16 protein-coding genes are annotated in these 15249 nt (G+C 74.0%); 11 read left to right on the forward strand and 5 right to left on the reverse strand.

Going from position 1 to position 15249, the window contains the following annotated elements; all coding sequences use genetic code 11:
* Position 1: 1 nt before the first annotated feature.
* A complete protein-coding gene (locus BLU95_RS25515) occupies positions 2–775 on the forward strand; it encodes a DUF3159 domain-containing protein (RefSeq protein WP_231977782.1) in 774 nt (257 codons plus the stop codon).
* Positions 776–852: 77 nt separating this feature from the next.
* Here the strand turns inward: BLU95_RS25515 and BLU95_RS25520 are convergent, their stop codons facing one another.
* Positions 853–1524 carry a potassium channel family protein gene (locus BLU95_RS25520; protein WP_093862033.1) on the reverse strand — a complete coding sequence of 224 codons (672 nt, stop codon included), beginning with the start codon at positions 1522–1524 and terminating at the stop codon, positions 853–855.
* The gene (locus BLU95_RS25525) at positions 1524–2192 is read right to left on the reverse strand and encodes a potassium channel family protein (RefSeq protein WP_093862034.1); all 669 of its coding nucleotides are present in this window, start codon (positions 2190–2192) and stop codon (positions 1524–1526) included. Before BLU95_RS25525 ends, BLU95_RS25520 begins: the two co-directional genes overlap by 1 nt.
* Before the next feature lie 251 nt (positions 2193–2443).
* Here BLU95_RS25525 and BLU95_RS25530 point away from each other — a divergent pair, with 251 nt between their 5' ends.
* Together BLU95_RS25530 and BLU95_RS25535 are read left to right on the forward strand one after the other, a co-directional pair.
* Entirely contained in the window at positions 2444–4516 is a 2073-nt protein-coding gene (locus tag BLU95_RS25530) for an APC family permease (protein WP_093862035.1), read from the forward strand.
* 485 nt (positions 4517–5001) lie between these two features.
* Positions 5002–6300, forward strand: a complete 1299-nt coding sequence (locus BLU95_RS25535) for a class I SAM-dependent RNA methyltransferase (RefSeq protein ID WP_231978843.1) — start codon at positions 5002–5004, stop codon at positions 6298–6300.
* A gap of 133 nt (positions 6301–6433) precedes the next feature.
* On the opposite strand, the gene BLU95_RS25540 is transcribed toward BLU95_RS25535, so the two are convergent.
* On the reverse strand, positions 6434–6631 hold the full coding sequence (locus tag BLU95_RS25540; protein ID WP_149030414.1) for a hypothetical protein: 198 nt from the start codon (positions 6629–6631) through the stop codon (positions 6434–6436).
* 246 nt (positions 6632–6877) lie between these two features.
* On the opposite strand from BLU95_RS25540, the gene BLU95_RS25545 reads away from it, so the two are divergent.
* Both BLU95_RS25545 and BLU95_RS25550 read left to right on the forward strand, forming a co-directional pair.
* Positions 6878–7123, forward strand: a complete 246-nt coding sequence (locus tag BLU95_RS25545) for a toxin-antitoxin system HicB family antitoxin (protein ID WP_030397363.1) — start codon at positions 6878–6880, stop codon at positions 7121–7123.
* Complete coding sequence (locus BLU95_RS25550) at positions 7120–7542, forward strand: fic family toxin-antitoxin system, toxin component (protein WP_093862036.1); 423 nt, start codon at positions 7120–7122, stop codon at positions 7540–7542. Before BLU95_RS25545 ends, BLU95_RS25550 begins: the two co-directional genes overlap by 4 nt.
* A 31-nt stretch (positions 7543–7573) precedes the next feature.
* On the opposite strand, the gene BLU95_RS25555 is transcribed toward BLU95_RS25550, so the two are convergent.
* Complete coding sequence (locus BLU95_RS25555) at positions 7574–8614, reverse strand: GNAT family N-acetyltransferase (RefSeq protein WP_093862037.1); 1041 nt, start codon at positions 8612–8614, stop codon at positions 7574–7576.
* A gap of 334 nt (positions 8615–8948) precedes the next feature.
* On the opposite strand from BLU95_RS25555, the gene BLU95_RS25560 reads away from it, so the two are divergent.
* The 6 genes from BLU95_RS25560 to BLU95_RS42450 all read left to right on the forward strand — a co-directional run bounded on the left by BLU95_RS25560 (position 8949) and on the right by BLU95_RS42450 (position 14797).
* Positions 8949–10016, forward strand: coding sequence for an ATP-grasp domain-containing protein (locus BLU95_RS25560; protein WP_093862038.1), 1068 nt, complete (start codon positions 8949–8951; stop codon positions 10014–10016).
* Positions 10013–10957, forward strand: coding sequence for an ATP-grasp domain-containing protein (locus BLU95_RS25565; RefSeq protein WP_093862039.1), 945 nt, complete (start codon positions 10013–10015; stop codon positions 10955–10957). The genes BLU95_RS25560 and BLU95_RS25565 overlap by 4 nt, the downstream gene beginning before the upstream one ends.
* Before the next feature lie 64 nt (positions 10958–11021).
* Positions 11022–11942, forward strand: coding sequence for a putative RNA methyltransferase (locus tag BLU95_RS25570; RefSeq protein ID WP_093862040.1), 921 nt, complete (start codon positions 11022–11024; stop codon positions 11940–11942).
* A 144-nt stretch (positions 11943–12086) separates the two neighbouring features.
* A complete protein-coding gene (locus tag BLU95_RS25575; protein WP_093862041.1) occupies positions 12087–13565 on the forward strand; it encodes an AAA family ATPase in 1479 nt (492 codons plus the stop codon).
* Positions 13562–13939 carry a nucleotide pyrophosphohydrolase gene (locus BLU95_RS25580; protein ID WP_173862117.1) on the forward strand — a complete coding sequence of 126 codons (378 nt, stop codon included), beginning with the start codon at positions 13562–13564 and terminating at the stop codon, positions 13937–13939. The genes BLU95_RS25575 and BLU95_RS25580 overlap by 4 nt, the downstream gene beginning before the upstream one ends.
* Before the next feature lie 159 nt (positions 13940–14098).
* A complete protein-coding gene (locus BLU95_RS42450) occupies positions 14099–14797 on the forward strand; it encodes a DUF6099 family protein (RefSeq protein WP_093862042.1) in 699 nt (232 codons plus the stop codon).
* Here BLU95_RS42450 and BLU95_RS42455 read toward each other — a convergent pair.
* Positions 14713–14937, reverse strand: coding sequence for a hypothetical protein (locus BLU95_RS42455; RefSeq protein ID WP_159424994.1), 225 nt, complete (start codon positions 14935–14937; stop codon positions 14713–14715). The genes BLU95_RS42450 and BLU95_RS42455 overlap by 85 nt on opposite strands.
* Between the last annotated feature and the right edge of the window lie 312 nt (positions 14938–15249).

Raw genomic sequence — 15249 nt, forward strand, 5'->3', positions numbered from 1 at the left:
CGTGAGCAAGCAGTCCGGCGGGGATTCCGCCGCCCAGCTCGGTCTGGTGGAGGCCGACGCCGAGGAGGCCGCCCGGCAGGCGCAGGCCTCGCGGGAGGCCGCCGACACCGTGATGAAGGCGTTCGGCGGGGTCCGGGGCATGATCGACATGACCCTGCCCGGTCTGGTCTTCATCGTCACGTACAACATCACCCACAAGGTGCCGGCGGCCGCCTGGGCGGCGCTGGCCCTGAGCGCGCTGTTCGTGGTCGCGCGGCTGCTGAAGCGGGAGACCGTCCAGCACGCCTTCAGCGGGGTGTTCGGCGTCGCGATCGGTGCCTGGATCTCGATGAAGACCGGCAAGGCGGAGAACTTCTACCTGCCCGGCCTGCTCTGGAACGTCGGCTACTGCGTGGGCCTGGCCGTGTCGGCGCTGGTCCGGTGGCCGCTGATCGGCATCATGCTGGGCCCGGTGACCGGCGAGATGTTCACCTGGCGCAAGGAGAACCCGGGCCGGCTGGCCGCCTACACCAAGGCCACCTGGGCCTGGGTGGTGATCATGGGCATCAAGCCGCTGATCCTCTTCCCGCTGTACTTCACCCACAACGTCAACCTGCTGGGCTGGCTCAAGGTCGCCCTGGGCATTCCGCCGCTGCTGCTGGCGATGTACGTGACCTGGCAGATCCTGCTGAAGGCGCCGCCGCCGATCAAGGCGCAGCTGGACGAGGAGCCGGAGGAGGGGCAGGCGCGGTCCGACCACGAGCACTCCGCCGGCGGTCCGGCCCGGGGGAACTGACCGGACCGGTACCGGTACGGCACGCGGGGCCCGCACTCTTCACGAGTGCGGGCCCCGCGTGCCGTACGGCGTTGCCGCTACTGGGTGCCCGGGGCGCTGGAGAGCAGGTCCTCCAGCTCCTCCTCGCGTTCCTGGGCCGCCACGAAGAGCAGCTCGTCGCCGCCCTCCAGGGTGTCGTCCTTGCCCGGCACCAGGACCCGGCCCTCGCGGATGATCGTCACCAGGGCTGTGTCCTGCGGCCAGGCCACGTCGCCGACCCGGGTGCCGACCAGCTCGGTGTCGGAGGCGAGGGTCAGTTCGACGAGGTTGGCGTTGCCCTGGCTGAAGCGCATCAGCCGGACCAGGTCGCCGACGCTGACGGCCTCCTCGACCAGGGCGGACATCAGGCGCGGGGTGGAGACGGCGACGTCCACGCCCCAGGACTCGTTGAAGAGCCACTCGTTCTTCGGGTTGTTCACCCGGGCGACCACCCGGGGCACCCCGTACTCGGTCTTCGCGAGCAGCGAGACGACCAGGTTGACCTTGTCGTCGCCGGTCGCGGCGATCACCACGTGGCAGCGCTGCAGTGCCGCCTCGTCGAGCGAGGTGATCTCGCAGGCGTCGGCCAGCAGCCACTCCGCCATGGGGACCCGCTCCACCGAGATGGAGTTCGGGTTCTTGTCGATCAGCAGGACCTCGTGGCCGTTCTCCAGCAGCTCGCCCGCGATCGAGCGGCCGACGGCGCCGGCTCCGGCAATGGCGACTCGCATCAGTGGCCCTCCTTCTCCGGGCCCCGCGCGAACGCGGCCTCGACCGTCGTCAGGTCGGCGCGGCGCAGCATCACGTGCACCAGGTCGCCCTCCTGGACCACCATCTGGGGCGAGGGCAGCACGCCCTCGCCGAGCCGGGTGAGGAACGCGACCCGGGTGCCGGAGGACTCCTCCAGCTCGCTCACCCGGCGGCCGACCCACTCCGGGGCGTAGGCGACCTCGGCGAGCTGGACGGCGCCGCTCGGGTCCTGCCAGAGCGGCTCGGCGCCGCTCGGCAGCAGCCGGCGCAGCATCTGGTCGGCCGTCCAGCGGACGGTGGCGACGGTCGGGATGCCCAGGCGCTGGTAGACCTCGGCGCGACGGGGGTCGTAGATCCGGGCCGCGACGTTCTCCACACCGAAGTTCTCGCGGGCCACCCGGGCGGCGATGATGTTGGAGTTGTCGCCGCTGGAGACGGCGGCGAAGGCGCCGGCCTCCTCGATGCCCGCCTCCTTCAGGGTGTCCTGGTCGAAGCCGACCCCGGTCACCCGGCGCCCGTTGAACCCGGCACCCAGCCGGCGGAACGACGTCGGGTCCTGGTCGACCACGGCCACCGAGTGGCCCTGTTTCTCCAGTGCGCGGGCGAGCGCGGAGCCCACCCGGCCGCAGCCCATGATGACGATGTGCACCGGCGCTACCTCACCCGTCGCGTTGGGGCCATGACCTGCGCAAACACCGCTGAATCTCCGTTTCCCCGCCCCGGTGTCCGGGGCGGGCGTCCTCGTGGGGCTCGGTACGACAACCTGAGTGTTGCCGCCCTGCTCGTATCCGACACGCTAGCCGGTCCACCGAACACAGTCGCGACGAAGGGGCACCCCGACGGGCGGGACGGGGGTGGCCCTGCGGACCCCGGCGTCGACTACCCCTACGATTCCTTAACGTGCCTATGCCGACTGACCTACCGAAACGCATCCTGATCGGGCGTGCGTTGCGCAGCGACAAGCTGGGGGAGACTCTGCTCCCCAAGCGCATCGCGCTGCCCGTCTTCGCCTCGGACGCGCTCTCCTCGGTCGCGTACGCGCCCGAGGAGATCCTGCTGACACTCTCCCTGGCGGGTGCCTCGGCCATCCACTTCTCGTGGCAGATCGGCGTCGTCGTCGCCATCGTCATGCTCGCCGTGGTGGCCTCCTACCGGCAGAACGTGCATGCCTACCCGAGCGGCGGCGGCGACTACGAGGTCGCCACCGTGAACCACGGCCCCAACTCCGGCCTGGTGGTCGCGAGCGCGCTGATGGTCGACTACATCCTCACCGTCGCGGTCTCCACGACCTCGGGCGTGGCCAACGTGGTGTCGGCGGTGCCGGCGCTGCGCGGTCACGAGCTGACCCTGTCGGTGGTCGTGGTCATCGTGCTGATGGGCATGAACCTGCGCGGTGTGCGGGAGTCCGGTTCGGCCTTCGCCGTTCCGACCTACGCCTTCATGGTCGGCGTGCTGGGCATGGTGGTGTACGGGGTGGTCCGGCACTTCGGCCTGGGGCAGGACATGCCCGCCGAGAGCTCCGGCTTCCATCTGCAGGCGACGCCGGGGAACGAGTCCCTGGCGGGCTTCGCCATGGTGTTCCTGCTGCTCAAGGCGTTCTCCTCGGGCTGTGCGGCGCTGACCGGCGTCGAGGCGATCTCCAACGGCGTGCCCGCGTTCCGCAAGCCGAAGAGCAAGAACGCGGCGACCACCCTGCTGATGATGGCCAGCATCGCGGTCGTGATGTTCATGGGCATCATCTGGCTGGCCCGGCTGACCGGCGTCCAGATGGCCGAGCAGCCCGCGGAGCAGCTGGTCGGCGTGCCCGGCGACTACCACCAGAAGACCGCGCTGGCGCAGATCAGCGAGGCCGTGTTCTCCAACTTCACGCCGGGCTTCTACTTCGTCGCGGCCGTGACCGGCCTGATCCTGGTGCTGGCCGCGAACACCGCGTTCAACGGCTTCCCGGTGCTGGGCTCGATCCTGGCCCAGGACCGCTACCTGCCGCGCCAGCTGCACACCCGCGGTGACCGGCTGGCCTTCTCCAACGGCATCATCCTGCTGGCGCTGGCCGCGATCCTGTTCATCATCGCCTTCGACGCGGACCCGACCCGGCTGATCCAGCTCTACATCGTCGGCGTCTTCGTGTCGTTCAACATGAGCCAGTCCGGCATGATCCGGCACTGGACCCGGCACCTGCGCACCGAGACCGACCCGGCCAAGCGCCGCCACATGCAGCGCAGCCGGGCGATCAACACCTTCGGCCTGGTGATGACCATGGCCGTGCTGATCGTCGTGCTCGCCACCAAGATCAGCCACGCCTGGATCGCGATCGCGGCGATGGTCGTGCTGTTCGTGATGATGAAGGCGATCCGCCGGCACTACGACCGGGTCTCGGCGGAGCTGGTCGCCGCCGAGGAGCCGGACGACGTGGTGCTGCCGACCCGGGTGCACGCCATCGTCCTGGTCTCCAAGCTGCACAAGCCGGCGCTGCGCGCGCTGGCGTACGCGCGGCTCGCCCGGGCGCACACCCTGGAGGCGGTGACGGTGAACGTCGATCCGGCGGACACCGCGGCGCTGCGCGCGGAGTGGGACGAGCGCGGCATCGAGGTGCCGCTGAAGGTCCTGGACTCGCCGTACCGGGAGATCACCGCGCCGGTGCTGGACTACGTGAAGAACCTGCGCCGCAGCAGTCCGCGCGACGTGGTCTCGGTCTACATCCCGGAGTACGTGGTCGGCCACTGGTACGAGCACCTGCTGCACAACCAGAGCGCGCTGCGGCTGAAGGGCCGGCTGCTGTTCAAGCCGGGGGTGATGGTGACCTCGGTGCCGTGGCAGCTGGAGTCGTCCGAGCGGCGCAAGCCGCAGAAGGCCTGGTCGGCGCCGGGTGCGGTGCGACGAGGTGAGCCCCGGGCGCCGAAGGCCGTAAAGTCGGAAGTCTCGGCGAAGCCCGCCGGGTCGGCTGACAGCGGCAAGAAGGACTCCTCCCAGTGACCCGCAACACCCCGTCTCGTTCCAACGGCTCCTCCGGCAAGGGTGCCCGCAAGGGCGGTTCGTCCGGCCGGCCCGGGCAGGTGGCCCGGCCCCGCTGGGGCAAGCCGCAGCGGCCGGAGGCGACCGACCGCGACGGATTCACCGCGCGGACGGCGCCGCTCGCGCCGGAGGAGCGTGCCCCGGAGCGGGCCGAGCGTTCCGAGCGTTCCGAGCGCACCGACCGGCCGGAGAAGTCCGGACGCTCCGAGCGGTCCGGGGGTGCGGGGCGGCCGGAGAAGTCCGGGCGGGCCGAGCGTGCGCCGCGCGGCGAGCGCGAGGGCCGTTCCGACCGCTCCGACCGTTCGGGTCAGCAGGGTCAGCCGGGCGACCGGTCGAAGGACGGCGCGCGCCCGCGCAAGCAGGCCGTGCGCCCGCCCCGCGCGCTGCGCTCCACCGTCCGCGCGCCCCGGGCCGAGTCCGCGCCCAAGGCGCCCGCCGGTGACCCGCTGGTCGGCGAGCGCTACGAGGTCGAGGTCGGCCCGGTCGCCCACGGCGGCGGGCACTGCGTGGCGCGGCACGAGGGCCGGGTGCTGTTCGTCCGGCACGCGCTGCCGGGCGAGAGGGTGATCGCCCAGGTCACCGAGGGCACCTCCTCCTCGCGGTTCCTGCGCGCCGACGCGGTCGAGGTGCTGGAGCCCGCCAAGGAGCGGATCGCTCCGCCGTGCCCGTTCGCCGGGCCCGGCAAGTGCGGCGGCTGCGACTGGCAGCACGTGACGCCCGGTGGCCAGCGCAAGCTCAAGGTGCAGGTGCTGACCGAGCAGCTGGCCAAGCTCGCCGGCCTGACCCCGGCCGAGGCCGGCTGGGACGGCAGTGTCGAGCCGGTCGGCGACAAGCTGCCGGCCGGGCAGGTGCCGGCCTGGCGCACCCGGATCCAGTACGCGGTCGACCCGGGCACCGGCAAGGTGGGGCTGCGCAAGCACCGCTCGCACGACATCCAGCCGATCGACCGCTGCCTGATCGCGGCCGAGGGCGTCACCGAGCTGGGTGTGGAGGCGCACGACTGGCCGGGCGTCGCCTCGGTCGAGGTCATCGCCGCCGCCGGCTCCTCCGATCGCCAGGTGGTGCTCACCCCGGCCCCGGGCGCCCAGCTGCCGCTGGTCGAGCTGGACCGGCCGGTCTCCATCAGCCGGATCGACGAGCAGGGCGACTACCACCGGGTGCACGGCCGGAACTTCGTCCGGGAGCGGGCCGCCGGGCGGACCTGGCGGGTCAGCGACGGCGGCTTCTGGCAGATCCACCCCGAGGCCCCGGACACGCTGGTCGACGCCGTCATGGACGGTCTGGACCCGCAGTGGGGCGAGAACGCGCTGGACCTGTACTGCGGGGTGGGCCTGTTCGCGGGCGCGCTGGCCGACCGGGTCGGCGAGGACGGCGCGGTGCTCGGCATCGAGTCCGGCAAGCAGGCGGTGGCCGACGCCCGGCACAACCTGGCCGCGCTGGAGAACGTCCGGATCGAGTGCGACCGGGTGGAGACGCTGCTGCCGCGCACCGGCATCACCGCCACCGACCTCGTCGTGCTCGACCCGCCGCGCGCGGGGGCCGGGCGGGAGACCGTCGCGCACCTGGCCGGTCTCGGCGCCCGCCGGATCGCGTACGTGGCGTGCGACCCGGCGGCGCTGGCCCGGGACCTCGGGTTCTTCCGCGAGGGCGGTTACCGTCCGGTGTCGCTGCGGGCGTTCGACCTGTTCCCGATGACGCACCACTTCGAGTGCGTGGCGATCCTGGAGCCGATCGCGGGCGCGTAGGCGCCGCGGGAGGCACGGGCAAGGAAGGGCAGGGCGGTCCGGCACAGGACTGCACCGGACTGCACAGGACGGAGGCGGTACCCGGCGTTCGCGCGGGTACCGCCTCCGTCGTCTCGTGGGCCGGTGCGGCGGCTCAGGGCAGGTTGTGCTCCTCTTCCCGGGCGTCGTGCGGCAGGTCGACGCCGTGCTGGGCGGCGAGCCGCAGCAGCCCGGCTATCCGGCCCTCGTACGCCTGGACGCCGTCGGCGTCCCCCTCGGCCCGGGCGGCCGCGAGTTCCTTGCGGGCCTGGTCGAGCTGCTCGCGCAGCTCCTGGTCGAACATGGCTGTCATTGCCGGCCTCCACAACCGGTCGGTGCCGCTCCAGGGAATGCTCAGGGCACTTCAGAGTCTCCGAAGGTGAAGAACTCTTCAAGTCTCACTCCCGGCGGGCCCGGGCGCGTCGGACGACGGGGGAGCGGGTAGTCGGTAGGGGCGTACGGCGGGCGTGCCGGTGGGGCGTGCGGGTGTGCGCCAGTGGGGCGCGCGGCGGATGTGCGAGCCCTTGTTGTGCTAGCACTTCGGCGCTAGCTTGAAGTCATGGGTAAGAAGCAGCTGAACGTCCGGGTGGACGCCACCACCGCGGAGATGGCCCGGGAGCGGGCGGAGCAGCAGGGGATCAGCATGAACCAGTACATCGAACGCCTGGTCCAGCAGGACATGGGCGAGGCGGGCCGGGTCTTCGTCGACGCGGCCGCGCAGTTCATGAAGGAGTACGAGACGGCCTTCCTGGCCGAGTTCGGCGAGCAGCGGGGCGAGGCCGACCTCCAGGACGTGCGCCGTTGAAACTGGAGGTCGACCTCTCGTGGCTGCTCATGACCGCCGAGCAGTACACGCCCGGTGACCCGCAGGTCACCGACTACGGATCGCTGCTCGCCGCCGTCGCCCGGCACCAGGCCGAGATCTTCGACATCGCCGTCTACCCCGAGCCGCAGGACCGCGCCGCCGCCCTCATGCACCAGCTGATCCGGGTGCCGGCGCTCGAGAAGACCAACGAGCTGTTCGCCACCGCCGTCGCGTACGCCTACCTGGTGGCCAGCGGCTGCACGGTGGCCACCACCGCCCGCGAGGTGCGCAGCCTCGCCCGGGCCATCCGTGAGGGGCGGCTGACCGTTTCCGGGGTGGCGGACCGGCTGGCCGTCTGGGTGGTGGACGAGGCCGAGGACGAGGAGGTCAGCGGCGAGGACGACGACGAGGCGGAGTGAGCGGCGGGGGTGGGAGCGGCGGCCGGGGGGATCAGTGGGACCCGGTCTCCGGTTCGGCTGTCGGGGCGGCTGCCCGCTCGGCTGCCGGTTCGGCTGCTGGTTCGGCTGCCGGTTCGGCGATCAGTGCGGTCGCGAAGGAGCGGAAACCCGCCCGGCGGTAGATCCGGGCCACGTCCTCGTCCGCGGCGGACAGGAACACAGTCCGCACCCCGCCGGCCCGGGCGTGCGCGACCAGGGCCGCGGTGACCGCCTGCGCGAGGCCCCGCCGCCGGGCCGAGGGGAGGGTGCCCACCCCGGCCACCTCGGTGACCTCGCCGACCGGGTTGTGCTGGCCCGCGCAGAGCGCCGTGCCGTCACCGAAGGCCGCCGCGAGCGCCGTCCTCCCGGCGGTGATCCGCCCGGCGAGCCGCTCCGCGCTTCCGTCCGCCTTCAATGCCTCGGCCCGTACGGCGAGTTCGGCCGGACCGGCGCTGCCGACGCCGGTGCCCGGCTCGCCGAAGGCCAGGTGCGGAACGGCCAGTGCCTCGGCGAGGGCCGGATCGTCGGCGGCCAGCACCCGTACCGACACGCCGTCCGGTCGGGCGACGTCCCCGGGCCCGTCCCCGCGGGTCTCCGGACGCCCGCTCCCGTGCTCGTCCGGATGTCCGTCCCGCGGGCCGAGTACCAGCAGCGGATGCTCGTGCACGGTCAGTCCCGCCTCCTCCACGGCGGCGCGCAGCAGCGGGTCGTGCTCCGCGACCCACTCGAAGGCCTCCGGCAGTCCCAGCTCGCGCTGGCGGGCCCGTACCCGGCGGACGTCCTCCGCGGTGACGGCCGGGCCCGCGTGGCCCAGCGCCGGCCGGGCGTAGTACGGCCAGCCGGTGCCTTCCGCGACGAACAGGCTGAGCGGGCCGAAGTCCTCGACCCGGGCGGAGCTGCGCGGAACGGCGTCGTAGTAGCGCTCGATCGCTTCGAGGAGGGCCGGGTCGGGCTGCGCCGGTTCGGCGCCGGCGTTCGGGGCGCTCGGGTCGGTGGTGGCGGTGGTGGCGTCCGGGGCGGTGGCTGCGGGATCGTGGGAGGTCACGCGGTGCATCAAAGCAGGCCCGCCGCGTTCCCGCCGGGAATTTCCGGACGGCCCGCCCGGTCCCGTCCGGCTCCGGCTCGGTCGGCCTGGGTCCGGCTCGGTCCGCCTGGGTCCGCCTGGGTCCGGCTCCGTCCGGCCGGGTCCGCTCCCGCCCCGCGCGGGCGTGACCTGCGGAGCGGCCCGGCGGCCGTTCGGCCCGGGCATTTCACCGCGATTGTTGCCGAACGCTTACAGGCCGGGCGATCTTGTGTGGGAGCCGCGTGGCATCCTGGGGCTTTTACAGCTCTGCCGGACGTGAACGGCGGACGTCCGCGCTGGGCGAAGCGAGGGGGATGACTGGCTCATGAGGCTCTGCTTTCTGGTGGAGGAGCACTACCGGCACGACGGCATGCCGCTCGACGTCGTACGCCAACTCACCGCGTGGGGGCACCGGGTGGACGTGGTGCGCCCCGGCGACTCGCTGATGGCGATCTCCGAGGCGGTCCGGGCCGGCAGCCACGACGCCTGGGTGCTCAAGACCGTCTCCGGCGGACCGGGCCTCACCCTGCTGGAGGCCGCCGCCGCCGTCGGCCTCACCACCGTCAACGACGTCCGGTCCATCCGCGGCGTCCGCGACAAGGCCCTCGCCTCCGTGATCGCCCGCACCCGGGGGCTGCCCGTCCCCGTCACCTACGCGGCCGCCCGGTGGGAACGGCTCGCCGAGATCCCCGCAGCCGAGTACCCGCTGGTCGTCAAGCCCGCCGACGGCAGCTCCGGGCGCGCCGTGCGGCTCGTCCGCGACCCCGGGCACCTCGCCGAACTCGGTCCCCTGCTGGCCGGCGAGGGCCTGCTGATCGCCCAGCCCTACGTGCCCAACTCCGGCACCGACCTAAAGGTGTACTGCGTCGACGGCGAGCTGTACGCGACCGAGCGGTGCTCGCCGCTCAACCCCGACCAGGGGGTGCGGGAGCGGCAGGTGCCGCTGCCCGCCGAGGTCGCGCGGATCGCCGCGCAGGTCGGCGAGGTGTTCGGGCTCGACCTCTACGGCGTCGACGTGCTGCTCGGGCCGGACGGTCCGGTGGTCGTCGACATCAACGACTTCCCGAGCTTCCGGCAGGTGCCGGACGCGGTCGCGCGGGTCGCGCGGGCGGTGCTGCGGCTGGCCCGCACCGGCACGGCGGTCACGGCCCCTGCGGTGGCGCTCGACGCCTCGGGGCTGGAGGCGGTCGGGCTGGGGGCCGGAGCGGTCCTGATGCCCGCGCAGGGCGGCGGCGCGGCGGTCGGGGCCGGCGTCGCGGGCGGACTCGGGGGCGGTGGCGTCGCGGTCGGCGGTGTCGGCGTCGGCATGGGTGGTGTGGGTGTGGGTGGTGTCGGTGTGAGTGGTGTCGGTGTCGGTGGCATCGGGGCCGCGCCGGTCGGCGGCGCGATATGAGGGTCGGTCTGATCACCTCCGCCCCGGACCACCCGGTGCTCGCCGCGACCGCCGCGCTGCTGACCGCGGGCGGCCACCGCGTCGAGGTCCTCGACCCGACGTCCGGTCCGGACGGGCCGGTGCACCCGCCCGCCGACGTGTACCTGCTCAAGGCGCACACCCCGGCGGCACTCGCCCTCGCCCGGGGGCTGGAGGAGCGCGGCGTGCCCGTCGTCAACCCGGTCGCCGCCACCGAACTCTGCCAGGACCGGCTGGCCATGGCCGAACTCGCCCGGGAGGCCGGGCTGCCCTTCGCGGCCACCCGCGCCGCCGCCGACCCCGCCGAACTGCTCGCGGCGGTCGAGGCGGGGGAGCTCCTCCTGCCGATCGTCGTCAAGAGCCGGCACAGCCGCCGCCACGACCTCGTCGCCCGCGTCGACGACAGCGCCCGGCTGCGCTCCCTCACCGAGGAATGGCCGGACGAACCCGTTGTCGCCCAGCCCTACCTGCCCAGCACCGGCTGGGACCAGAAACTGTGGGTCGTCGCCGGGCAGCTGTTCTGCGCCCGCCGCCGCTCCGAGCTCGCCGGTCCCGAACGCGCCGAACTGCCCGGCGGTGAAGGCGGGTTCGGGCTCGCCGAGCTGTCCGCCGAGCGGGCCGCGGTGGCCCTGCGGGCGGGCGAGGTGTTCGGCCTCGACGTCTACGGCGTCGACCTGCTGGACGGGCCGGGCGAACCGGTGGTCGTCGACGTCAACGCCTTCCCGGGCATCCGGGGACAGGCCGGGGCGCCCGAGGCGCTCGCCGCGCTCGCGCTGCGGGTCGGCCGGGCGGGGTCGGCGACCGGCTCGGCGGCCGGGTCGGCGACCGGCTCGGTGTCCGGGGTCCCCCGCCAGCGGGCGGACGGCGCCGGCACCGCGACGCCGGCACCGGCGGATGCGGGGCCGGGCGCCGCCGCTGGTTAGGCTGGCACTCCCGGCCCGAGCAGACGACCGAGCACACGACCGGGCCGCGAGAGAAGACGGACCCTTGCTGCAGGACATCGAGCCCTACCTGGCGTGCCCGCACTGCGCGCGGCCGCTCACCCTCGACGGGCGCACCCTGCGCTGCCCCGGCGGGCACAGCCACGACCTCGCCAAGCAGGGCTACGTCAGCCTGCTCGCCGGTGACGCCCACACCGGCACCGGGGACACCGCCGAGATGGTCGCCGCCCGGGGCGACTTCCTCGCCGCCGGCCACTACCGGCCGATCGCCGACGCGCTCACGGAGGCAGCCGTCGCGGCCGTCGCCGGAGCCGAAGTCGGAGCCGAAGCCGAAGCCGGTGGTGACGCTGACGGTGGTGCTGGTGCTGGTGCTGGTGCTGGTGCCGGTGCCGGTGCCCGTGGGCTGGTCGCCGACCTCGGCGCGGGCACCGGCCACTACCTCGCCCACGTCCTGGACGCCCTGCCCGGCCGGCCCGGTGCCGCCCTCGACATCTCCAAGTACGCGCTGCGCCGCGCCGCCAGGGCCCACCCCCGGATCGGCGCCGTGGTCTGCGACGCCTGGCGGCCGCTGCCCCTGCTGGACGCCTCCGCCGACCTCGTCCTCAATGTGTTCGCCCCGCGCAACGGACCCGAGATCCGCCGCGTGCTGCGGCCCGGCGGCACCCTGCTGCTGGTCTCGCCCACCGCCCGGCACCTGCGCGAACTCGTCAACACCCTGGGCCTGTTGTCCGTCGACGAGGAGAAGCAGCGACGCATCGACGAGAAGCTCGGGCCCTACCTGACGCCCGCCGGGCGGCGCGAGGTCGAGTTCACCGTGCGGCTGTCCGCCGAGGACGTGCGGACCGTGGTGGGCATGGGGCCGAGCGCCTGGCACACCGACCCGGCCCGGCTCGCGGAGCGGCTCGCAGCCCTGCCCGACCCGGTCGAGGTGACGGCCTCCGTCACCGTCGCCGCCTACCGGCGCTGAACCGGCGGACCGGCCCCCGGCGCGGGGGCCGGCCGCCCGGCGCCGCGGCCCCGCGCCGCAGCCCTGCGCCGGAGTCACCCCGATGGGATGAATCTGCCGGGCAGGCACGTTTCTGCCGCGTGACCTGCGGCTAACGTCCGACGGGTGAATCGCGACGCCACCCGCCCCGCCCGGCCGGCCCACCCGCAGCAGCGCGCCCCGGAACCAGGACCGGCGGCGGCGACCGCCCGGCGCCCGATCGTCGAGGAACTCCGGCTCACCTCCTTCAAGTCCTACCGGCGCGCGGCACTCCCGCTCGCCCCCCTCACCGTGCTGCACGGCCCGGCCGGCGTCGGCAAGTCCAACGCGCTCGACGCCCTCGCCGTCCTCTCCCGGCTCGCCCTCGGCGAGGAGATCGGCGACTCCCTCGACGGCAGGCCCGGCACCACCGGGCCGCTCGCCGCCCCCGTCCGCGGCGGCCTCGCCGGATGCGTGCCGCACGGCCGCAACGCCGTCATCCTCGGCTGCACCGTCCGCTCCCCGGACGGACCGATCGCGCTGGAGGTCGTCATCCGCACCGACGGCCCCGTCCGGATCGCCAGGGAACAGCTCACCCTCGACGGCCGGACCCTCGTCGAGACCGGTGAACAGGACCTGCGCCACCGCCGTGTCAACGTCAGCTGGCACAACGACACCCGGCAGGGCGACATCCGAGCCCCCTTCCCCAGCGGCACCCTGGTCACCGCCCAGATCCCGCTGCGCGTCGCCGGTTCCTCGCCCGGCGAGCGCAAGGTCCTCGCGGCCGCCGAACAACTGCTGACCGCGCTGCGCGAGGTCTTCCCCGTCTGCCCCGTGCCCGCCCTGATGCGGGGCTGGGCCCGCCCCCACCCGGAGGCCAGGCTGCTCAGCTCGGCCGCCAACATCTCCGCCGTCGTCGCCCGGCTCGGCAGTGAGTGCGGCCGCCGGTTCGGCCAGCTGCTGCGCGTCGTCCAGTCCGCCGCCCCGCACCCGCTGCTCGGCCTCGACCTCGCCCACCGCGGCACCGGAGCCGACCGGCGGGTGCTCGCCGTGTTCGACGAGGGCGTGCTCGGCCGCACCGGCGCCGACCAGGCCTCCGACGGCATGCTCCGCCACCTCGCCTTCGCCGCGGTGCTGCTCACCGGCGCCGGCGTGCTGGACCTCGACGTGGCCGCCGAGGTGCCGTGGGCGCAGCGGCAGCTCACCGTGCTGGCCGAGGACCTCGGGGCCGGGCTCTCCACCGACCAGGCCGCCTCGCTGCTGCGGCTCGCCCGCGACATGTCGGGGCGCAACCAGCTGCGGGTGCTCGCCACGCTCCAGGAGCCGGCGGCGGCCCGGGACGCGCTGGGCGGGGCGGGCGAACTTCCGGCCGGGGTGGCGGTGGTGGAGTGCCGGCGTGATCCGGGCTCGGGGCTCACGGTGCTGCGGACGGAGACCGCGCGGGTGCCGGTCCAGGCGGTGCGGGACGGGGCGTCGGCGGCCTCGGGACCGGTGGCGGAGCCGGGGTCGGGGCCGGTAGCGGGTTCGGGTGCGGTTTCCGTAGCGGGTTCGGGTTCGCCGGAGGGCGGTGCGTCGGGCCCCGGGGCGGACCGGACGGCGGGCGATGCGGTAGACCTGGACAGGTGAACGAACGACACACGGAACCCGCCGGGCCCGCCCTGGAGGAGCTGCGGCAACGGCTCGCCGACTTCGCCGCGGCCCGCCGCTGGGAGCCCTTCCACACCCCCAAGAACCTCGCCTCGGCCCTGACCGTGGAGGCCGGCGAACTGCTGGAGATCTTCCAGTGGCTCACCCCCGAGCAGGCGTCCGCCGTGATGGCCGACCCGGACCGCGCCCACCGGGTGCGCGACGAGGTGGCCGACGTGCTCGCCTACCTGCTCCAGTTCTGCACGGCGGTCGGGGTCGATCCGCTGACGGCCCTGGCGGCCAAGATCGAGCGGAACGAGTTGCGCTTCCCGGTCCCCGACACCCCCGCCGAGGGCGAGGAAGTCAACCCGTAGCGTCGTTCATAACCCCCGCGGGGGACGAAAGTTGTCCACAGCCACGGGCTTGTCCACAGGTTTCCGAAGTCCCGATGCGCCACCCCCGCGCCCCGTCGCACCCTCTCACCGTGACCGCACGGCAGGGCGCCGCGCGGGCGACGGAAGGGGTGTCCGGCCGTGGAAGCGCTGCGACTGATCAAGACCGCCCGGCACGCCCTGGCGGAGACCAGGAACGTGTCCGACGTGCTGGCCGAGGCCCGGCAGGCCGCGCTGCTCACCGAGGCGGTGGCCACCCGGCTCGCCAGGTCCGGCGAGGAGGGACTCTCCGGCCTCGGGCAGTTGTTGGCCGAGGCCGCCACCCACGCGGCCTGTTGCCTGGAGCATCCGGAGGAGGGCGCCTCCTCCGCGTCCGCCTTCGGGCCGGGAGGCCGGGCCCGGAGGCTCACCGAGCTCGGGGAGTTCGGGCCGATGCTCGACGAACTCGGGCGCCTGCTGCGGGACATGGGGGAGACGCTGGTCGTGCTGGCCTGCGGGGCCGACACCGAGAGCCTCTACTGGGCCTGCATCGACGGGGTCGACGCCGGCGCGGAGTGCACCCAGCTGGTCGACCAACTGCTCGACGCCGTAGGGCGGATGGCGGGGGAGCGGTCCGAGGAGTACGAGGTGGAGCGGTGCGGGGCGGCGGAGGGCGGGCCCGGGGAGCCGCTCGGGCCGGACGGTGCCCGACGGCTCCCCGAGCCGGCGACGGAGCACGAGGAGCGGTTACTGGTGCTCCGGCTCGACCCGCCGGGTCAGCGGGCGGCGGAGAGCCCGCCGTCCTCGCCGTCGGCGGAAGCGGTCGCGACGGGGGAGGTGGTACGGGCACCGATGGCCTGAAGGTCGGCGAGGTCCGCGGTCACCGAGGCGAGCAACTCCTGCATCTGCTCCAACAGGCTCTTCGGGGCGGCCGGCGCCGCCGCCCCGTCGGCGGTGGGGTACTGCGAGGCGGCGGACACCTCGGACCAGGGCTCGGACATGAGCGGACCTCTTCGGATCGGTGGTGCGGTGTGGAGCGGTTGGCGGGAGACCGGACGCGGCCCCGCCGCTGCAACCAACGAACACCCCGCCACGCGGTCACCGGGCACCACTCGATGCGGTCCAACCGCCGGTACGGGTAAGCCGACCGGGTGACCCCGGGCTTGCCGCCACCAACCGGGCTGGGCTACGGCCACCCGGGTGCACGGAGGGGCTGCCGAGGGACGTCCGTCCTCCGGGTGGCCCGCCCCACCGCGGCGGGCCACCGAGGAACGGGGCAGGCGGACGGTGGCGGGTGGCGGGTGGCGGGCGGA

Source organism: Streptomyces sp. TLI_053, from assembly GCF_900105395.1.
Classification (GTDB): domain Bacteria; phylum Actinomycetota; class Actinomycetes; order Streptomycetales; family Streptomycetaceae; genus Kitasatospora.